This window comes from Bradyrhizobium macuxiense, assembly GCF_001542415.1.
Taxonomy (GTDB): Bacteria; Pseudomonadota; Alphaproteobacteria; order Rhizobiales; family Xanthobacteraceae; genus Bradyrhizobium; species Bradyrhizobium macuxiense.
The window spans coordinates 17,501-37,652 of sequence record NZ_LNCU01000022.1; the positions used below are offsets into that span (position 1 = coordinate 17,501).

Below are 20,152 nucleotides of genomic sequence, written 5' to 3' on the forward strand. Positions count from 1 at the left end.
CTCCAGGTACTTAGATGTTTCAGTTCCCTGGGTTTGCTTAAAACCTCCTATTTTATTCAGAGGTCTCATACCTTCTCTTGATAACCGGAAATCCAAAACCTCGCGGTTTGATTTCTCGCATTTCTGGTCGAACCCCAACACACAAGGTCTTGGAGTTCCGGCTATCGAAGGTGGGTTTCCCCATTCGGAAATCCGTGGATCAAAGCTTCTTCGCAGCTCCCCACGGCTTATCGCAGCGTAGCACGTCCTTCATCGCCTCTCAGCGCCAAGGCATCCACCGAACACCCTTAAGGCACTTGATTGCTCTCATTATCAATGTCCACACACTCGGCAGAATGTTGTCTGCGCAACTGCCATTGAAGGCACGCATCCTCGATGAATGCGATTGTCGCAGCCGGACATTGATTAGAAAGACCAGCTTGCTTCATAAGATCGGCCCGATAGCGAGGCGGTCAAGCTTCGCTAACAAGATCGTTTTACAACTCGATCATCTTGCGATGACCAAGCGCCGAAAACGATCTGGAGATAGTGAATGGTATCGGCGAATTGCTTCGCAGATCCAAACTCGGATCGATCTCCTCTTTACGATGTCAGAAAACACGCATGTCATTGCCCATCCGGACAAATGAATGCGAAGTGATGTTTCGCGGACGATTTTGAACGAGGCATTCTCGAACTTCGATTCCATCTGGTGGAGCCAGACGGGATCGAACCGACGACCTCATGCTTGCAAAGCACGCGCTCTCCCAGCTGAGCTATGGCCCCGTAACCAGAAGACGAATGCTCCGCACTCGATCAAAGTGGTGGGCCTGGGAAGACTTGAACTTCCGACCTCACGCTTATCAAGCGCGCGCTCTAACCAACTGAGCTACAAGCCCCTAACACGAGAGGCATGCCGGCGCGCGATCAGCTTCCGCCGATGCATCGCTCAAGCGCTCAGCCCCTGGCGCGTGTTCGTCCGCGAAGAAAGAGAAACGAAGACGGCGAAATCCCGCCAACGGAGCTCAACGATCATACGATCTGTCGGCCCCTGAATGTTTCTAAAACGGTTCGATAGTGAGCGTGAGCTCTCTGAAGAACCATCCTTAGAAAGGAGGTGATCCAGCCGCAGGTTCCCCTACGGCTACCTTGTTACGACTTCACCCCAGTCGCTGACCCTACCGTGGCCGGCTGCCCCCTTTCGGTTAGCGCACCGTCTTCAGGTAAAACCAACTCCCATGGTGTGACGGGCGGTGTGTACAAGGCCCGGGAACGTATTCACCGTGGCGTGCTGATCCACGATTACTAGCGATTCCAACTTCATGGGCTCGAGTTGCAGAGCCCAATCCGAACTGAGACGGCTTTTTGAGATTTGCGAAGGGTCGCCCCTTAGCATCCCATTGTCACCGCCATTGTAGCACGTGTGTAGCCCAGCCCGTAAGGGCCATGAGGACTTGACGTCATCCCCACCTTCCTCGCGGCTTATCACCGGCAGTCTCCTTAGAGTGCTCAACTAAATGGTAGCAACTAAGGACGGGGGTTGCGCTCGTTGCGGGACTTAACCCAACATCTCACGACACGAGCTGACGACAGCCATGCAGCACCTGTCTCCGGTCCAGCCGAACTGAAGAACTCCGTCTCTGGAGTCCGCGACCGGGATGTCAAGGGCTGGTAAGGTTCTGCGCGTTGCGTCGAATTAAACCACATGCTCCACCGCTTGTGCGGGCCCCCGTCAATTCCTTTGAGTTTTAATCTTGCGACCGTACTCCCCAGGCGGAATGCTTAAAGCGTTAGCTGCGCCACTAGTGAGTAAACCCACTAACGGCTGGCATTCATCGTTTACGGCGTGGACTACCAGGGTATCTAATCCTGTTTGCTCCCCACGCTTTCGTGCCTCAGCGTCAGTATCGGGCCAGTGAGCCGCCTTCGCCACTGGTGTTCTTGCGAATATCTACGAATTTCACCTCTACACTCGCAGTTCCACTCACCTCTCCCGAACTCAAGATCCTCAGTATCAAAGGCAGTTCTGGAGTTGAGCTCCAGGATTTCACCCCTGACTTAAAGACCCGCCTACGCACCCTTTACGCCCAGTGATTCCGAGCAACGCTAGCCCCCTTCGTATTACCGCGGCTGCTGGCACGAAGTTAGCCGGGGCTTATTCTTGCGGTACCGTCATTATCTTCCCGCACAAAAGAGCTTTACAACCCTAGGGCCTTCATCACTCACGCGGCATGGCTGGATCAGGCTTGCGCCCATTGTCCAATATTCCCCACTGCTGCCTCCCGTAGGAGTTTGGGCCGTGTCTCAGTCCCAATGTGGCTGATCATCCTCTCAGACCAGCTACTGATCGTCGCCTTGGTGAGCCATTACCTCACCAACTAGCTAATCAGACGCGGGCCGATCTTTCGGCGATAAATCTTTCCCCGTAAGGGCTTATCCGGTATTAGCTGAAGTTTCCCTCAGTTGTTCCGAACCAAAAGGTACGTTCCCACGCGTTACTCACCCGTCTGCCGCTGACGTATTGCTACGCCCGCTCGACTTGCATGTGTTAAGCCTGCCGCCAGCGTTCGCTCTGAGCCAGGATCAAACTCTCAAGTTGGACTTGAAACCTTGAACCGGCTGATCACAACGTTTGACGAGGTCCCACCATTCTTCGCCGGCCGAAACCGGCAAGCTGCCCGCGATTCACATCGCTGGCAGCGATGGTGTAACCTTTAAAACGTGTACCGCCGAAGTCTTTCGTCCACTCCCAAAAGATGAAAGCCGAAGCCTTCAGTCTTCCGAGAGACGCAAGGACTCCGCCGTCCACGTTTCTCTTTCTTCATCTTCACTTGTCAAACAGCCCGGGATCCGAAGAACCCCACACCCTACAGGGTGGTTCTACCCTTCAGCAACCGACGGTGAACCCCAGCCGACCTATACTAAGTCGACCGTTGCGTCACTCATCGAAGTGAGGAGCATCAAGGGCGCGAATGCTTGCCTTGGCCTCGTGGGCCAATGCAGCGCCGCGCTCAGTGGGTGCCTTATAGGCCCGCCCCTTCGGACCTGTCAACGCCCTTTGTCAGAAAATCGTCGCACGACGACAAACTTTTTTTCGGGTGCGGAAAACCCCCTGATTTTTGGGGACCTTACGCCGCACTTGAGCCACAATCCTGCGACGTTCTGACGATAGATATGCACTGAACCGCTCGAAACCGGTGGGGGCTCGGGCGGAATTTTCGGGGGAACAGGCGATTTTCTCCATGAACCCGTCGCCTCTCCCCTTCACGGCCGAGCAACATCGAGAGATCTGCACACCATTGACGTTCGAGATAGCGGCTAGCTAATGGCCATCATCTCCTCGGCTTCGATGTGTGCGGCTCGCCACGCTGCCGCAATCGCCCTCTAAAGGGCAAAGGCGGAGACAGAAGGCGAGCAGGGGTCGATGGGATGTTGATGGAATTTGGGGGGACACTGGGTTGAGCCAACGGGCGTCACGCGGAAGCGGCTATGGGCGCGAGACCGGGATGATCGATCTCGGCCACGAACCGCCGCTTTCCGTCGACGGCACCGAGGCTGCGGTGATCGATCGCCGCCGTGTCTCCGTTCAGTGGTTCAGCGGCACGATCCTGACAGGTCTATGTGGCGCAGCTCTTATCGGCGGCGCCGTCTTCGCGTCGCTCGACGGCGAGATGACGTTCGCGAAGGTGCCGGAGCGCGTCGAGAGCGCGCTACGTGGGGCACTCAACGCCAATGATCGCGTCGTCAGCCTGCACAAGGGCGATCGCCTGCCCCCGCCGAGTGATTCCTCTGCCTCCCGCAGCCTGATCCGCGTCTCGACCGTGACCCGTGTTGGCAACCGCGACGTGATGCGCGTACGGCCCTTCATCCGCATTTCCGGCAATCTCTCGATGACCACGAGCGATCTGTCGGCGAAGGTTCCGCCGTTCAACGCACAGCGCCTGCTCACCGACGTCGGCACCGACACGCCGGCCGCGGCCGAGGATCCGAACAATCCCGAGGCCGTCGAACCCGATGCCGAAGTCTCTTTCGTCACCAAGGATCTCGGCACGGTGCTGCCGAAGGCCAAGCTCGCGGCCGTCGTCGCGCTCGACGATGTGTTGATGCGGGTGCGCGATGCCGCCAACTGGCGCGGCTCCGGCGGATCGGTACGTTACACACTCGCCAATGCCGCGGCCGATGCCGCCGGCGGCGCCTCCGACATGAAGATGGCCTACGCCACCGAGGGCAACGTCTCCGATCCCTATGCGGGCTTCGAGACCCGCGTGGTGCCGGAAAACGTGACGCTGCTGCCGAAGACCAAGGAACAGGTCACCGGCGGCAATCCGGTCGGCGAACGCGTTCACGTCGTCAAGAAGGGCGACACCATCACCTCGATCCTGCGCGACCAGGGCGCGACGCCCGACGAAGCCAAGGCGATTGCAGCGAATCTCGGCCCGCGCGGCCGTGACGGCGGCCTGAAGGAAGGCCAGAAGGTGCGGATCCTGATGGCGCCGGCCGCCCCGGGTGCGCGGCTCCAGCCGTTCCGGGTGATCGTCGCCAACGATTCGGTGATCGAAGCGGTGGCCGCGCTGTCCGACATGGGCAAGTATGTCGCCGTCGACGCGCAGAGCATGAATACGGTCACCGATACCGCCGACAATTCCAGCGACGATGATGACGATGATGATGGCAGCGGCGTGCGGCTTTATCAGAGCATTTACGAGACCGCGCTGCGCAACAAGGTGCCGCCGACCGTCATCGAGGACATGGTCCGGATCTACTCCTACGACGTCGACTTCCAGCGCAAGGTGCAGCCCGGTGATTCCTTCGACGTGTATTATGCCGGCGAGGACGAGGGCGTAACGAGCACCGACAAGACCGAGGTGCTCTATGCCGCGCTGACGATCGGCGGCGAGACCAAGAAATACTACCGCTTCCAGAGCTCCGACGACGGGCTGGTCGACTACTATGACGAGACCGGCAAGAGCGCGAAGAAATTCCTGGTGCGCAAGCCCGTCAACAACGCGATCATGCGCTCAGGCTTCGGCGCGCGGCGCCACCCGATCCTCGGCTATGTGAAGATGCACACCGGCGTCGACTGGGCGACGGCCTACGGCACGCCGATCTTCGCCTCCGGCAACGGCGTGGTCGAGAAGGCCGAGCTCGAGGGCGGCTACGGCAAGTATATCCGGATCAAGCACGCCAATGGCTACGAGACCGCCTACGGTCATATGTCGGCCTTCGCCAAGGGCATGGAGGCGGGCAAGAAGGTCCGTCAGGGCCAGGTGATCGGCTTCGTCGGTTCGACCGGTCAATCGACCGGGCCCCACGTCCACTACGAAATCCTGGTCAACGGCCGGTTCGTCGATCCGATGCGCGTGAAATTGCCGCGCGGCCGCTCGCTCGAAGGCCCGATGCTGGCCGCCTTCGAGAAGGAGCGCGACCGGATCGATGCCCAGATGAACAGCCGCAACGGCTCGCGCGTCGTTTCCGACGCGACCGGCAGCGCCCCGCTGACGCGGTCCATCAGCAACCGCTGATCATACCGCCCGCAATGGGGGCAGCCTGGACGATGCCGCTGCTCCTTCCCTGAAACCTGCATTGCGAGGCCCCGGATAGCTCCGATTCCGCCAAATTTCGCGGAACAAGATGGGAACCCGGACGGCCATCATCCGGTTGATTCGTTGGTGAAACCTCCAATGGAGGGTTGTCATGGAGAACTGGACGAACGCAAAACTGTGTGACGTCGCGAACCTGATCCTCGGCGCAATTCTTTTCCTGTCGCCGTGGCTGTTCAAATTCGACGACGGAACGGTCTCCACCAATGCCCACATCGTCGGCCTCGTAATGGCGATCCTTGCGATCGCCGCGCTCGCGGCATTCGCGGTCTGGGAGGAGTGGCTGAACCTCATCGTCGGACTTTGGGCGCTGGTCTCGCCATGGGTCCTGGGCTTCCACGGATCCACGACCGCGATGCGAGTGCACGTGGTGATCGGCATCATCGTCGCGATCCTGGCGGCGGTCGAACTCTGGGCGATGTCCCAGCATCCACCCCGGCTCACGACACACAGCTGAGGCACTGAACGCATGAGATCCTACCCGCTGGCCGGGAAGGCCGGCGGGCGGGGTCGTCGTTGTGCTCAACGAGGATTTGCACCATGACCCGGCTTACCCGCGACGACGTGCTGAAGGCCGTCGGCCATGCCGACGATGTCACGATCGCCAGAATCATCGCATCCGGCGCAACCGTCACCGAGCTTGCCGAAGCCCAAGCCTGGCTTGCCAATGACGAGCCACTGATGAACGCCGGCAAGCCGCTCGCGACCGGGCGCGCCCGCGATCTGGTCGATATCCTCTCCGAACTCGAACCCAGCGAGGATGACGATCCGGCTCCGCCGACCGCTCCGCAGGAATGACGACCCGGGAGGCTTGCTACGGCGCGAGGCTCGCGCAGACGAGGTAGACGATACCGATCGCCGTCAGACCGAACGCGACCGCCGCGAGCGGCAGCAGCATGTCGATGGTGGCATGGGTGCTGTTGATTGTGCTGCCCCAGACTGCGAACTCGGCAGCCTCCCATTCGCGGAACGGGATGGACTGCTGATGCTCCTCAAGCGGGCGACGATATTTTCGCCAGATCAGCGCGAGCAGCCACGGCAGCAGCAACGCGACAAACAGCAGCACGCTGACCATCGCAAGTGCAAGCTCGATATCGCCGTTGCGATCGAACAGAAGCCACGCTGACAGCGCGAACCAGCCAACCAGGCCGGCGGCCAGGCCGTAGACATACGGATGGAGTTCGTCATAGACGGGCCGGTTATGGGCAGTCAGGTCCCTACTCATGAGATTCGCCTTCTTCAGGGGGGATCAGCAGTGCGGATTCTCGCGATGACGCGAGCAAATGACACGAGCACCTGGACCAGCCTGCCTTCGAGGCAGCACAGCGAGCGTTACCGCGCCAACCGATCAGTCTGAAGGGGCAACGATGGCCGGACGCGGACGTTTCATTAAACTTGGGTAGCCAATTAGGAACTGCCGAGCCGTCGCGCCGGTTGCTCCAACATCGGCGCGCACGAAAACGCGCCACGAAACATCAGACCAACACAAATCATGCGACGTCGCCCATCCAGCTTTGGATGCGCTTCCGCTTGTTGTTGCGGCTGGCCGCGCTACGTCGCCCGGAAAGCACCATGAAAGTCGATTCAGCAACGAGATCGCTGCTCCTGTCGGAGTTCGTTTCCGCCTTTGTGCTCGCGATGCGCTATTTCTTTCGGCCGAAGCCGACGCTGAACTATCCATTCGAGAAGTCGGCGCTGTCGCCGCGCTTCCGTGGCGAGCATGCATTGCGCCGCTACCCGAATGGCGAGGAGCGCTGCATCGCCTGCAAGCTGTGCGAGGCGATCTGCCCCGCGCTGGCGATCACCATCGAAGCCGGGCCGCGCAACAACGACGGCACCCGCCGCGCCGTGCGTTACGACATCGACATGGTCAAATGCATCTATTGCGGCCTGTGCCAGGAATCCTGCCCGGTCGACGCGATCGTGGAGGGTCCGAACTTCGAGTTCTCGACCGAAACGCGTGAAGAGCTCTACTACGACAAGGCGAAGCTGCTCGCCAACGGTGACCGCTGGGAGCGCACGATTGCAGCAAACCTCGCACTGGATGCGCCCTATCGCTAGGCCGCATCCAGGATTGCAAGGTAATCAGTTCAGCTTGCGCTTCGGGATCGGCGCGTCGAACTGCACGATCTCGGCAGTCTTGGGCACCTGACCATTGAAGGTCAGCACGTTGCCCTTTTCCGAGATCACCACCCGATCGCCGTCCTTGACATCGCCGGCGAGGATCATCTCGGCAAGCGGATCCTGCACGCTGCGCTGGATCACGCGCTTCAGCGGACGGGCGCCATAGGCCGGATCCCAGCCCTTCTCCGCCAGCCAATCACGCGCTTTTGCATCGAGCGTCAACTCGATCTTGCGATCCTCCAGCAGCTTGGTGAGGCGAGCGAACTGGATCTCGACGATCCGGCCCATCTCGTTGCGCTGCAGGCGGTGGAACAGGATGATCTCGTCGATGCGGTTCAGGAATTCCGGCCTGAAATGCGCCCGCACGACGCCCATCACCTGATCGCGGACGGCCGAGGTGTCCTCGCCCTCCGGCTGATTGACCAGGAATTCCGAACCCAGGTTCGAGGTCATGATGATCAGCGTGTTGCGAAAGTCCACGGTGCGGCCCTGACCGTCGGTCAGACGGCCGTCGTCGAGCACCTGCAGCAGCACGTTGAAGACGTCGGGATGCGCCTTCTCGATCTCGTCGAACAGCACGACCTGATAGGGCCGTCGCCGCACGGCTTCGGTGAGCGCTCCGCCCTCGTCGTAACCGACATAGCCGGGAGGCGCGCCGATCAGACGCGAGACCGAATGCTTCTCCATGAACTCGGACATGTCGAGGCGGACCATCGCGGTCTCGTCGTTGAACAGGTCAGCGGCGAGTGCCTTGGTCAGCTCGGTCTTGCCGACGCCGGTGGGGCCTAAGAACATGAACGAGCCGGTCGGCCGGTTCGGATCCTGCAACCCTGCACGCGCACGACGCACCGCGGTTGCCACCGCATGCACGGCTTCGGCCTGGCCGACGACGCGCTTGGCGAGCGAATCCTCCATGCGCAGCAGCTTGTCTTTTTCGCCCTCGAGCATCTTGTCCACAGGCACGCCGGTCCAGCGCGAGACGACCTGCGCGATGTGGTTGGCGGTGACCGCCTCCTCCATCATCTCGCCGCCGCTCTGCTTGCCGTTCTCCTTGGCCTCGATGTCGGCGAGCTTCCGCTCCAGCTCGGGAATCCGGCCATAGGCCAGCTCACCCGCCTTCTGGAATTCGCCGCGGCGCTGCGCGTTGGCAAGCTCGACGCGGAGCGCATCGAGTTCGCCCTTCAGCTTCTGGGCATTGGAGAGCTTGTTCTTCTCCGCGCTCCAGCGTGCGGTCAGCGCCGCCGACCGCTCCTCGAGTTCTGCGAGCTCCTTCTCCAGCGTCTGCAGGCGGCTCTTCGAGCCGGCGTCGTTCTCCTTCTTCAGCGCCTCCTGCTCGATCTTGAGCCGGATGATGTCCCGGTCGAGCGAATCGAGCTCTTCCGGCTTGGAATCGACCTGCATCTTCAGCCGCGCCGCCGCCTCGTCCATCAGGTCGATGGCCTTGTCGGGCAGGAAGCGGTCGGTTATGTAGCGGTTCGACAGCGTGGTCGCCGCCACCAACGCGGAGTCGGTGATGCGCACGCCGTGATGCTGCTCGTACTTGTCCTTCAGGCCGCGCAGGATCGAGATCGTGTCCTCGACCGTGGGCTCGCTGACATAGATCGGCTGGAATCGCCGCGCCAGCGCGGCATCCTTCTCGACATGCTTGCGATACTCGTCGAGCGTGGTCGCGCCGATACAGTGCAGCTCGCCGCGGGCGAGCGCGGGTTTCAGCAGGTTGGACGCATCCATTGCGCCGTCGGCCTTGCCGGCGCCGATCAGCGTGTGCATCTCATCGATGAACAGGATGATGCCGCCCTCCGCGGACGAGACCTCCTGCAGCACGGCCTTCAGGCGCTCCTCGAACTCGCCGCGGTATTTCGCGCCGGCAATCAGCGCGCCCATGTCGAGCGACAGAAGCTTCTTGTCCTTGAGGCTCTCCGGCACGTCGCCATTGAGGATGCGCAGCGCCAGGCCCTCGACGATGGCGGTCTTGCCGACGCCGGGTTCACCGATCAGCACGGGGTTGTTCTTGGTCCGCCGCGACAGCACCTGGATGGTGCGGCGGATCTCCTCATCGCGGCCGATCACCGGATCGAGCTTGCCGTCGCGCGCAGCCTGGGTCAGGTCGCGGGCATATTTCTTCAGCGCGTCATAGGCGTTTTCGGCGGTCGCCGAATCCGCGGTGCGGCCCTTGCGCAGCGCTTCGATCGCCGCGTTCAGGTTCTGCGGCGTCACGCCGCCCTTGCTCAGGAGGGTTGCGACCTCGCTGTTCTTCTCGAGCGCAAGCCCGAGCAGCAGCCGCTCGACGGTGACGAAACTGTCGCCGGCCTTGTCGGCAGCCTTCTCGGCCGCATCGAAGGCGCGCGCCAGTTCCGGAGACAGGTACACCTGTCCGGCACCGCTTCCCGACACTTTCGGCAGCTTGTTGAGCGCCTCTTCGGTCGCTTTCAGGATTGCTCTGGAATTACCGCCGGCGCGGTCGATCAGACCACCAGCGAGCCCCTCGTTGTCGTCCAGCAGCACTTTCAGCAAATGCAACGGCGAGAACTGCTGGTGACCATCGCGCGTTGCGAGCGACTGGGCAGATTGGATGAATCCGCGCGCACGCTCGGTGTACTTTTCTACGTTCATTCGTTTTCCCTCGGCCTGCCGTCACCACCCATCAGGCATGGTTCCGGCATCTTCATTGGGTTTTCCGCGGGCCGCGTTGACGTTCCTCAACCAGCCTCTGGTCGTCGCCATCATTTCTTAGGCTTGCCGCAGATGTGGGCACTTGGTTCCAAAACGGAAGAGCCACGGCCTGCGATTTTGCCCGGTTGAGATCAGCGCCGCACGACGGCGACAAGGTAGCGGCAGGGCTGAGCAGTTTCGTTGCGGAAGACAATGTCCGACGGCGGGCCGAGCTCGATACGGTCGCCCGCGGCAAGCTCGTGGCGGATCGCCCCCTCCATCAAGGTGAGGCGGCCATCGATGACCCAGACCACCTGACGGATCAGGTGATATGCGCTGGCGGGGAAGCCGACCTCCTGCTTCGCAGGCAGCTCGATCTCGACCAGCTCCAGCGGATTGGCCGGATGCAGAAAGACCTGCCGCCGCAGATACGCCGCCTTCGGATCGCGCCAGACAGGTTGATCCTTGGCGCGCTGAAGACGGGAGTCTTCGGCGACCACCGTCTCAAACAGCGCGGCCATGGTCAGGCCATAAGCCGTCGCGATCCGCGAGAGCGTCACCGCGGTCGGGCTCGCTTCGGCCCGCTCGATCTTGCTGAGCATGGCCTTCGACACGCCAGCCCGGCCGGCGAGTTCTGCCAGCGACCAGCCGCGGCCCTCCCGTTCGGCGCGGACGCGCCGCCCGAGAGCTTCATCGGCCTTGTCTTCTATAATTGACATATCGTCCTATATAGTAGACGATCCGGTTCGTTCAAGAGATATGATTGAGGGAACTTACGATGACCATCCGCCCCGCCACCGAGCAGGACATTCCTGCGATCACGGCGATCTACAACGAGGCGGTCGCCAACTCGAATGCGATCTGGACGGAGAAGCAGGATTCCGACGCCGAACGGCTCGCCTGGATGAAGGCGCGGCAGGCGCTGGGCTATCCGGTGCTGGTCGCCGCGGAAGGGCCGGTGGTGCTCGGTTACGGGACCTTCGGCGATTTCCGGGCCTTCCCGGGCTACCGCTACAGCGTCGAGCACAGCGTCTACATCCATGCCGATCATCGTGGCCGCGGCCTCGGCCGGATCATCGTGGATGAGCTCGTCAGCGCTGCCAGGGCGCTGGGCAAGCACGTCATGATCGCCGGCATCGACGGCGGCAATCCGGCTTCGCTCCGGCTGCACGCGCAGGCCGGCTTCGTCGAAGTCGCGCGGATGCCGGAGGTCGGCCGCAAGTTCGGCCGCTGGCTCGATCTCGTGTTCATGCAGCGGGTCCTGGATGCGCCCGGAGCGGTACGCGCCGACTAACGGCCTTGATGCGGCGGGCGGTTTTCCTCGGGCGCCAGACAGGATAAAGCGGGCGTCTGGAGCGAATCCGCATGTCATCAGCCAAGATCACCGGTATCTATCGTTACCCCGTCAAGGGCCTCACGCCGGAGCCCCTGCCCCGCGCGGAACTGAGGGCCGGCGAGACGCTTCGATCGGATCGCCGTTACGCCATCGAGAACGGCCCGAGCGGTTTCGATCCCGCTGCGCCGAAATGGCTACCGAAGCCGCATTTCCTGATGCTGCAGCGGGACGAATGGCTGGCGCCGCTGCGCGCCCACTTCGACGATGACAGCCACGTGCTCACGCTCCACCGCGACGGCGCGATGGTTGCTGAGGGCGATCTCGAGACCGCCGAGGGACGCGCCGCGATCGAACGCTATTTCGCGAGCCGCCACGCCGGCGAGATCAAGGGGCCGCCCAAGGTGCTGGTGAGCCCCGGCCACAGCTTTTCCGACGTCGCGCGCAAGGTGGTCTCGATCATCAATCTCGCGAGCCTGCGCGCCATCGAGAACATGGTGCAGGCGCCGGTCCATCCCCTGCGCTTCCGTGCCAATCTCTATATCGAGGGTTGGCCGGCCTGGCATGAGGCAGGCCTGCTCGACCAGACTATCGCGATTGGAAGTGCGCGGGCCAAGGTGGTGAAGCGCATCACCCGCTGTGCCGCGGTCAATGTCGATCCTGATACCGGCGTGCGCGACCTCATGATCCCGCAGACGCTGATGCAGCGCTTCGGCAACAATGAATGCGGTATCTATGCCGAGATCATCAGCGACGGCGAAGCCGCCATCGGCGATACGATCGCGGCCGAACAACCGACGCTGGTGTAGGTATTTCTCGTAATCGCGTGGGATGGGTAGAGCGTAGCGAAACCCATCATCTTCGCGCTATGTCGTAGACGGTGGGTTTCGCTTCGCTCTACCCACCCTACGATTCTTCGCACCTCAGTTCGTCGGCATCACGTATGCATAGATCCGGCCGCGCGACACCGGCGCCTCGCGGACGCGGTTGCCGTTGTTGCCCGAGATCATGATCGGATTGCCCTTGGCGTCGACGCCGGTGACGATGCCGACATGACCGCCGCCGCGGCGGCTCATCACGGCGATGGCACCGACCTTCGGTCCCGAAACGCGCTGGCCATAATGGGCGAACGAGCTCGCCATGTCGGAGCCGGTGCCGCGATAGCCCGACTCTTTCAGCACCATGTTCATGAAGCGCGCGCACCATAGGCTCGCGCGGCTGGTCGGGTTGCCCCCGAGATAACGACGCGCCTCGGCGACGAGGCCTGAAGACCCGAAGCTGCTTGAGGTGGTCTCAGCGTTCGGCATCACGCTGGCATTGGCATCGGCAACGCCGCGACTACGCATCCGTGCGACGCCGCGCTCCCAGCGCGAAAGCCGCGTGGCGTGCCGGTAGTGGTGACGGGCATAGTGACGCGCATGATGGCCGGCGTGAGCCGAATGCGCGTTACGGGAATGATGGGGACGGGCGGAAGCCGGAGCGGCGAAAACGACGGCGAGAGTGAGCGAACCCAGAGCCAGTGCCACAAGACGAAGCAACCGGCGATACGCAAGCAACTGAATCATACTTTCACGAGATCCTCTGTAACATCCCCCAATCCCCATCGCGTTCCCTCGGGAACACGGCGGGGGTTTTGAAAATCGAGATGTGGCGAGAGGAAGGCCTCATGCGGCACTGCAGAAATTTTTTTCCTGGGTCATTCCGCGAACATTCCGTGACGAAAAAGAATCCGAGCTGCCGCATTGCAGCCCAGGAAATTAATTGCAAATCTGAGGCCGGCCCACGAGAAGGAATTTCAAATGCCCAGCGCCGTCACGAAAGATAATGTCCGCCTGCATTTCGAAGAAGCGGGCAGCGGGACCCCGATCATTTTCCTGCACGAATTCGCAGCCGATCACACCAACTGGGAACCGCAGATGCGGTACTTCTCGCGCGGCCACCGCTGCATCGCCTATTCGGCGCGCGGCTACACGCCGTCCGACGTGCCGCCGAGCGCCGACGTCTACACCTTCAGGCACTTCTATACCGACGCGCTCGCGGTGCTCGACCACCTCGGAATCGCGAAAGCGCATTTCGTCGGCCTCTCGATGGGCTCCTATTCGTCGCTGCAGATCGGCCTCAACGCGCCGGAGCGCGCACTGTCAATGACGCTCGCCGCGGTCGGCTCCGGCTCGAACCTCGAGAATCTCGATGCCTTCCGCGCGCAGTGCCGCGCCAATGCCGAGCAGTACGAGGCGATCGGTTCGGTCGAAGTCGCGAAGGTCACGCGCGAGGCGCCGAGCCGGATTCCCTTCCTGCTGAAGGATCCGCGCGGCCATGCCGATTTCTACGCGGCGCTGGCCCGCCATGACGCCAAGGGCTCCGCCAACACGATGCGCAGCTTCCAGGGTGGCCGACCCTCGATCTACACGATGACGGAGGCGATCCGGCGCGTGCCGACGCCGGCGCTGATCCTGTGCGGCGACGAGGACGACAATTGCATCGAGCCCAGCATGTTCCTGAAGAAGCATCTGCCGGCCGCCGGCCTCGCCTTCTTCCCGAAGTCGGGCCACGTGCTCAATCTCGAGGAGCCCGCGTTGTTCAACGAGATGGTGGAGCGCTTCATCGCGCTGGTGGAAGCCGGGCGCTGGCCGGTGCGCGATCCGCGCTCGATGGTGGCGACGCCGGTGTGAACCGTCAATTCCGGGGCACGCGAAACGTGAACCCGGAATCCATCTATCCACGGCGTCTGCTGCGCAACGGATTCCGGGTTCTCGCTTCGCGAGCCCCGGAATGACGACTGTGACTTACTGCGCAGATCACTTCCCCCCGCCGCGGCTGAGCAGGAACACGCCCTGCTCGCCGAACATGTTCCAGACCCACCAGGGCAGGTTGAGCGGCACCGGACGGCCGTACAGATCGAGCGCGACCGCGCGCTCCATCTTGACGTTGATCTCGTTACAGAGCTGCACGAAATCCTTGATGGTGCAGAAATGGATGTTGGCGGTGTCGTACCAGGTCGCCGGCAAATTCTCCGTCCGCGGCATGTGGCCGCCGATCAGGAGCTGCAGCCGCATCTTCCAGAACCCGAAATTCGGGAACGAGACGATACCGCGGTGACCGATGCGCAGCAGGTTTTCCAGCACCGCCCTGGGCTGCCGCGTCGCCTGCAGCGTCTGCGACAGGATCACGTAGTCGAAGGCGTCGTCGGGATAGTTGACGAGGTCGGTGTCGGCATCGCCCTGCACCACCGCAAGCCCCTTGGCGACACAGCGGTTGACGCCCTCGCGCGACAGCTCGATGCCGCGCCCGTCGATGCCGCGGCTCTCCAGCAGCTCCAGCAGTTCGCCGTCGCCGCAGCCGACGTCGAGCACGCGCGAGCCTGGTGCGACCATGTCGGCGACCAGCAGATGGTCGGTGCGATAGCTTCCGGTTCGCTCGGGCGCGACGCCGGGCAGCGGCAGGGTTTGCTGGATGCTCATGACTGGCCGTCGCCATTGCCAAGCCCACGTGCCTTGCCTGCGGCCTGCAGGAAGGCACGGGAGATCTCGAGGAATTCGGGCACGTCGAGCAGGAAGGCATCGTGGCCGCGATCGGTCTCGATCTCGGCGAACGACACTCGTGCGCTCGACGCATTCAGCGCATGCACCAGCGCGCGCGACTCCGAGGTCGGGAACAGCCAGTCGCTGGTGAACGAGATCACGCAGAAGCGCGTCTTGATGCCGGTGAACGCATTCGCCAGCGCGCCGTTGTGATCGGCGGCGATGTCGAAATAGTCCATTGCGCGGGTCAGATAGAGATAGCTGTTGGCATCGAAGCGCTCGACGAACGACGAGCCCTGGTAGCGCAGATAGCTCTCGACCTGGAAGTCCGCGTCGAACGAGAAGGTTGGCAGCTCACGGTCCTGCATCCGTCGCCCGAACTTGCGATGCAGCGCGGCGTCCGAGAGATAGGTGATATGCGCGGCCATCCGCGCCACCGCGAGCCCGCGATACGGATGCGTGTCCTGGTCGACATAACGGCCGCCGCGCCAGTCCGGATCGGCCATCACGGCCTGCCGTCCGAGTTCGTGGAATGCGATGTTCTGTGCGGAGTGGCGTGTCGAGCAGGCGATCGCTAGCGTCGAGAACACCCGCTCAGGATAGGCCGCGGTCCATTGCAGCGCCTGCATGCCGCCCATCGAGCCGCCGACCACGCAGAACAGCGTGGTGATGCCGAGGCGATCGATCAGCATCGCCTGTGCGCGCACCATGTCGGGGATGGTGATGATCGGGAAATCCAGCCCCCATACCTTGCCGGTGGCGGGGTTGAACGACGCCGGGCCGGTCGAGCCCATGCAGCCGCCGATCACGTTGGAGCAGATGATGAAGTATTTTTCGGGATCGAGCGGCCTGCCGGCGCCGACCATGGTTTCCCACCAGCCGGGCTTGCCGGTGACGGGATGGATGTTGTTGACGTGCTGGTCGCCAGTCAACGCGTGGCAGACCAGGATCGCGTTCGAGCGGTCGGCGTTGAGCTCGCCATAGGTCTGATACGCGATCTGGAACGGGGCGAGATCGACGCCGCAATCGAGCTTCAGCGGCTGGTCCACACCGAACTTCGCCACCGACGACGAAGGATGATCGGCCTCATGGGCGCGATCATCACTGTTGCTCGAAGGGCTCGTGATCGAAGGGCTGGCTATCGGACGCACGTTGCTCATGTAGGCGACCCCGCCTCCGCGCGGGAGGCCTCGAACGAGAATCAGGCCATAAAAAACCCGGCCTGAACATAGGTTCGGCCGGGAGCTGATCTGTCCCCGGCCTGTTTAGCGAGTTGTTTAACGTGGCTGCAAGCCGGCCGGCTCAAATGACCACGGAAGTGGAGCGAAATTAGTCCCCGCGCCCCGTGTCGTCAAGATCGCCCCGCCCGGCCCATGGTTAACCCGACCCCGCAAGGCACGCCTGCGAGGTTTCTCTTTGCTTTCGGCGGCCGTCTTTCCTAATCAGGGACCCTGCCCGGATCACCAAGGTTTTCAAATGTCCAAGCCACCCCCGTCGCCGCCCTCGCTGCAGGATCTGCGCAAGGAGATCGATGCCATCGACGAGCAGGTCCACCGCCTGCTGATGGCGCGCGGCGACATCATCGACCGCCTTATCCAGGTCAAGAAGACCCAGGAGGTCGGCTCGGCATTCCGCCCGGCACGCGAGGCCAGCATGATGCGCGGCCTGGTCGAGCGGCATCGCGGCATCCTCCCGCTTGACACCATCGAGAGCATCTGGCGCGTCATCATCTCGACCTTCACCTATGTGCAGGCGCCGTTCGCGGTGCATGCCGACGTCTCCGTCAGCGAGCCCGCGATGCGGGATTCGGCGCGATTCCATTTCGGCTTCGTGGTGCCCTATGTGGCGCATTTCAGCGCACAGGCCGCGGTCGATGCGGTCGCGAAGTCGAAGGGCGACCTCGCACTGGTCTCGGCGATCGCAAGCCGCACGCCGTGGTGGAACGCGCTCGAAGCCGATGGCGCACCGAAGATCATCGCGCGGTATCCGTTCCTCGAGCGTGCCGACCATCCCGCCGCACTGCCGGTGTTCGTGGTCTCGCGCGTCGCCGACGACGCCATGGTGACTGAGGTCCAGACCTGGAGCGTCCGCGTCTCCGGCTGGAACGCCGACGTCGCGCGCGCTCTCGCGCCGCTGGCCGAAATCGTCGCCGTGCCCGACACTGCCTTCGACGGTGCGGCGCTCCTGGTGTCGGTCGCCGGGATCGGCTTCGAGGAGATCAAGCTCGCCTTGATCAAGGCCGGCGCGTCGGTCCGCTCCTCGGCCCTCGTCGGCAGCCATACAACGCGCTATACGGTGCCTGCCAACGGGTCGGCCAAGCCCTGAAGCCGGAGCCAGGCCACCCGCCAGATTCTTGTTTTGACGCGTTTTCCTTGCGCGAACCGGTATCCCCTTCGCCGGAAAACGCTGTGTCCGGAGTTGATGATGTCCCGCCCCGTGCCGAACCCCGGCATCCTCGATATTGCGCCCTACACGCCGGGCAAGAGCCCGGTGCCGGAACCGGGCCGCAAGGTGTTCAAGCTGTCCGCCAACGAGACGCCGTTCGGTCCGTCGCCGAAGGCGATCGCGGCCTACAAGCACGCGGCCGATCATCTCGAGGATTATCCGGAGGGCACCTCGCGCGTGCTGCGCGAAGCGATCGGCCGCAGCTACGGTCTCGATCCTGACCGTATCATCTGCGGCGCCGGCTCCGACGAGATCCTCAATCTGCTCGCGCACACCTATCTCGCACCCGGCGACGAGGCGATCTCGACCGCCCACGGCTTCCTGGTCTATCCGATCGCGACCATGGCGAACGGCGCGAAGAACGTGATCGCGGCCGAGAGCAATTTCACCGCCGATGCCGACGCGATCCTCAACGCGGTGACGCCGCGCACCAAGCTGGTCTGGCTCGCCAACCCAAACAACCCGACCGGCACCTATCTGCCGTTCGACGAGGTGAAGCGCCTGCGCGCCGGCCTGCCGTCGCATGTGCTGCTGGTGCTCGACGCCGCCTATGCGGACTACGTCTCGCGCAACGATTACGAGTTCGGCATCGAGCTCGTCGCCACTACCGACAACACCGTCGTGACCCACACCTTCTCGAAGATCCACGGCCTTGCCGCATTGCGCATCGGCTGGATGTTCGGACCTGCGCATATCGTCGATGCCTGCAACCGCATCCGCGGTCCGTTCAACGTCTCGACGCCGGCCATGCTGGCGGCGGTGGCGGCGATCGAGGACACGGCGCATGTGCAGATGTCGAAGACGCACACCGAGCAATGGCGCAACTGGCTCACCGAGGAGATCGGCAAGCTCGGCCTCAAGGTGACGCCGAGCGTCACGAACTTCGTGCTGATCCACTTCCCGACCGAGAAGGGCAGGACCGCGGCGGAAGCCGACGCCTATCTCACCAAACGCGGCCTCATGCTGCGCGCGCTGAACAATTACAAACTGCCGCATGCGCTGCGCATGACCATCGGCACCGAGGAGGCCAACCGCCTCGTCGTCGATGGCCTGCGCGACTTCATGTCTGGAAAGTGAGCCCAACGTGACCTCTGCTCCACTCTTCAACCGCGTCGCGCTGATCGGCTTCGGCCTGATCGGCGGCTCGATCGCGCGCGCCGCCCGCGCGCAAGGCCTGGTCGGCGAGATCGTCACCACTGCGCGCTCGGAGAAGACGCGCGCGCGCGTCACCGAGCTCGGCATCGTCGACAAGGTCGTCGCGACCAATGTCGAGGCGGTGAAGGATGCCGATCTCGTTATCCTCTGCATTCCCGTCGGCGCCTGCGGACCGGTCGCGGCCGAGATCGCAGCACATTTGAAGCCCGGCGCCATCATCTCCGACGTCGGCTCGGTGAAGAGCGCCGTCGTCAAGGACATGGCGCCGCATCTGCCCAAGACCGTGCATTTCGTGCCGGCCCACCCGGTCGCCGGCACCGAGCATTCCGGACCTGATTCCGGCTTCCCGGAGCTCTTCATCAACCGCTGGTGCATCCTGACGCCGCCCGAGGGGACCGATCCCGCCGCCACCGACCGGCTGCGCGCCTTCTGGGCCGCGCTCGGCGCCAAGGTCGAGGTGATGACGCCTGACCATCATGACCTCGTGCTCGCGATCACCAGCCATCTGCCGCATCTGATCGCCTACACCATTGTCGGCACCGCCGATGAGCTGGCGCAGGTGACCGAGTCCGAAGTGATCAAGTTCTCGGCCGGCGGCTTCCGCGACTTCACCCGCATCGCGGCGTCGGATCCGACGATGTGGCGCGATGTCTTCCTCGCCAATAAGGACGCCGTGCTGGAAATGCTCGGGACTTTCACCGAGGACCTGTCGAAGCTCACCCGCGCAATCCGCCGCGGCGACGGCGACGCGCTGTTCGACCACTTCACCCGCACCCGCGCCATCCGCCGCGGCATCGTCGAGATCGGCCAGGACTCCGCCGCCGCCGACTTCGGCCGGCCGCATGCGAATTTGGGGAAGAAGGCGGAGTAGGCTGCCGCATATTCGCTGTCGGTCCCCGCGAAAGCGGGACGGCGTGGAGTCGGCTGCCGCTTCAATTGTCGAACAGCCACATCTTCGGTGTCATCACCCACGCATGCGGGTGATCCAGTATTCTAGAGACAGTTGTGATTGAGCCGATGGGCCGCGGCGTGCTGGATCGCCCGCCTACTCGCGGGCGATGACAGTGTGGGGCCCCCCAATCGTCGTCCCTGCGAAAGCAGGGATCCATAACCACGAATGGTTGTTGTTGAGGGGTGCTGGAACGACGAGTCCCTTTCACCATACGGACCGCGGAGTATGGGTCCCTGCTTTCGCAGGGACGACGGCAAGTGTGTGGCGCGGCTTGTGAGTCATGCGTCAATCTTCTCGCGACATGATTTGTCCGAGCTTTGTCTTTCGTTTCGCCCGCCCGTCATCCCGACGTATCGCGAAGCAACAAGCCCGGAACGGCGAACGGCATCGC

Annotated in this window: 16 protein-coding genes, 2 tRNA genes, 2 rRNA genes and 1 riboswitch (1 of these 21 only partly in view); of the genes, 10 read left to right on the forward strand and 10 right to left on the reverse strand. The window is 62.8% G+C overall.

The window, feature by feature from the left end; genetic code table 11:
- The 4 genes from AS156_RS04810 to AS156_RS04825 all read right to left on the reverse strand — a co-directional run.
- A 23S ribosomal RNA gene (locus AS156_RS04810) occupies nt 1-302 on the reverse strand (it extends 2,538 nt beyond the left edge of the window).
- A gap of 387 nt (nt 303-689) precedes the next feature.
- Nucleotides 690-765, reverse strand: a tRNA-Ala gene (locus AS156_RS04815).
- Between the two features lie 36 nt (nt 766-801).
- A tRNA-Ile gene (locus tag AS156_RS04820) sits at nt 802-878 on the reverse strand.
- Nucleotides 879-1,089: 211 nt separating this feature from the next.
- Nucleotides 1,090-2,578 (reverse strand): 16S ribosomal RNA (locus AS156_RS04825).
- The 16S and 23S rRNA genes sit together here with 2 tRNA genes alongside, the layout of an rRNA operon.
- Before the next feature lie 859 nt (nt 2,579-3,437).
- Here AS156_RS04825 and AS156_RS04830 point away from each other — a divergent pair.
- The 3 genes from AS156_RS04830 to AS156_RS04840 all read left to right on the forward strand — a co-directional run bounded on the left by AS156_RS04830 (nt 3,438) and on the right by AS156_RS04840 (nt 6,377).
- On the forward strand, nt 3,438-5,501 hold the full coding sequence (locus AS156_RS04830; RefSeq protein ID WP_066500765.1) for a M23 family metallopeptidase: 2,064 nt from the start codon (nt 3,438-3,440) through the stop codon (nt 5,499-5,501).
- Nucleotides 5,502-5,673: 172 nt separating this feature from the next.
- Complete coding sequence (locus tag AS156_RS04835; protein ID WP_066500768.1) at nt 5,674-6,036, forward strand: SPW repeat protein; 363 nt, start codon at nt 5,674-5,676, stop codon at nt 6,034-6,036.
- Between the two features lie 83 nt (nt 6,037-6,119).
- The gene (locus AS156_RS04840) at nt 6,120-6,377 is read left to right on the forward strand and encodes a hypothetical protein (RefSeq protein WP_066500771.1); all 258 of its coding nucleotides are present in this window, start codon (nt 6,120-6,122) and stop codon (nt 6,375-6,377) included.
- A 16-nt stretch (nt 6,378-6,393) separates the two neighbouring features.
- Here the strand turns inward: AS156_RS04840 and AS156_RS04845 are convergent, their stop codons facing one another.
- Nucleotides 6,394-6,804 carry a hypothetical protein gene (locus tag AS156_RS04845; RefSeq protein ID WP_066500774.1) on the reverse strand — a complete coding sequence of 137 codons (411 nt, stop codon included), beginning with the start codon at nt 6,802-6,804 and terminating at the stop codon, nt 6,394-6,396.
- Nucleotides 6,805-7,151: 347 nt separating this feature from the next.
- On the opposite strand from AS156_RS04845, the gene nuoI reads away from it, so the two are divergent.
- Nucleotides 7,152-7,640, forward strand: coding sequence for an NADH-quinone oxidoreductase subunit NuoI (gene nuoI / locus AS156_RS04850; protein ID WP_066500995.1), 489 nt, complete (start codon nt 7,152-7,154; stop codon nt 7,638-7,640).
- Between the two features lie 24 nt (nt 7,641-7,664).
- On the opposite strand, the gene clpB is transcribed toward nuoI, so the two are convergent.
- Together clpB and AS156_RS04860 are read right to left on the reverse strand one after the other, a co-directional pair.
- Nucleotides 7,665-10,316, reverse strand: coding sequence for an ATP-dependent chaperone ClpB (gene clpB, locus AS156_RS04855; protein WP_066500775.1), 2,652 nt, complete (start codon nt 10,314-10,316; stop codon nt 7,665-7,667).
- A 191-nt stretch (nt 10,317-10,507) separates the two neighbouring features.
- Nucleotides 10,508-11,074 carry a helix-turn-helix domain-containing protein gene (locus AS156_RS04860; protein ID WP_066500777.1) on the reverse strand — a complete coding sequence of 189 codons (567 nt, stop codon included), beginning with the start codon at nt 11,072-11,074 and terminating at the stop codon, nt 10,508-10,510.
- A gap of 59 nt (nt 11,075-11,133) precedes the next feature.
- Between AS156_RS04860 and AS156_RS04865 the strand changes: the two genes are divergently transcribed.
- Nucleotides 11,134-11,649, forward strand: a complete 516-nt coding sequence (locus AS156_RS04865; protein ID WP_066500779.1) for a GNAT family N-acetyltransferase — start codon at nt 11,134-11,136, stop codon at nt 11,647-11,649.
- Between the two features lie 71 nt (nt 11,650-11,720).
- Nucleotides 11,721-12,497 (forward strand): MOSC domain-containing protein, encoded by a 777-nt coding sequence (locus AS156_RS04870; protein ID WP_066500780.1) that lies wholly within the window; start codon nt 11,721-11,723, stop codon nt 12,495-12,497.
- 114 nt (nt 12,498-12,611) lie between these two features.
- On the opposite strand, the gene AS156_RS04875 is transcribed toward AS156_RS04870, so the two are convergent.
- Entirely contained in the window at nt 12,612-13,253 is a 642-nt protein-coding gene (locus tag AS156_RS04875) for a TIGR02594 family protein (protein WP_066500781.1), read from the reverse strand.
- Between the two features lie 234 nt (nt 13,254-13,487).
- Here AS156_RS04875 and AS156_RS04880 point away from each other — a divergent pair, with 234 nt between their 5' ends.
- Nucleotides 13,488-14,360, forward strand: coding sequence for an alpha/beta fold hydrolase (locus tag AS156_RS04880; protein ID WP_066500782.1), 873 nt, complete (start codon nt 13,488-13,490; stop codon nt 14,358-14,360).
- A 126-nt stretch (nt 14,361-14,486) separates the two neighbouring features.
- Here AS156_RS04880 and metW read toward each other — a convergent pair whose 3' ends face one another.
- Nucleotides 14,487-15,149, reverse strand: coding sequence for a methionine biosynthesis protein MetW (gene metW / locus AS156_RS04885; RefSeq protein ID WP_066500783.1), 663 nt, complete (start codon nt 15,147-15,149; stop codon nt 14,487-14,489).
- Nucleotides 15,146-16,369 (reverse strand): homoserine O-acetyltransferase MetX, encoded by a 1,224-nt coding sequence (metX, locus tag AS156_RS04890; RefSeq protein ID WP_066500786.1) that lies wholly within the window; start codon nt 16,367-16,369, stop codon nt 15,146-15,148. Before metX ends, metW begins: the two co-directional genes overlap by 4 nt.
- An 84-nt stretch (nt 16,370-16,453) precedes the next feature.
- Nucleotides 16,454-16,533: riboswitch (SAM riboswitch) on the reverse strand.
- A gap of 152 nt (nt 16,534-16,685) precedes the next feature.
- Between metX and AS156_RS04895 the strand changes: the two genes are divergently transcribed.
- From AS156_RS04895 to AS156_RS04905, 3 genes are all read left to right on the forward strand, one after another.
- On the forward strand, nt 16,686-17,534 hold the full coding sequence (locus tag AS156_RS04895) for a chorismate mutase (protein WP_066500788.1): 849 nt from the start codon (nt 16,686-16,688) through the stop codon (nt 17,532-17,534).
- A gap of 99 nt (nt 17,535-17,633) precedes the next feature.
- A complete protein-coding gene (hisC, locus tag AS156_RS04900) occupies nt 17,634-18,731 on the forward strand; it encodes a histidinol-phosphate transaminase (protein ID WP_066500997.1) in 1,098 nt (365 codons plus the stop codon).
- 7 nt (nt 18,732-18,738) lie between these two features.
- On the forward strand, nt 18,739-19,680 hold the full coding sequence (locus AS156_RS04905) for a prephenate/arogenate dehydrogenase family protein (RefSeq protein ID WP_066500792.1): 942 nt from the start codon (nt 18,739-18,741) through the stop codon (nt 19,678-19,680).
- Nucleotides 19,681-20,152 lie beyond the last annotated feature (472 nt).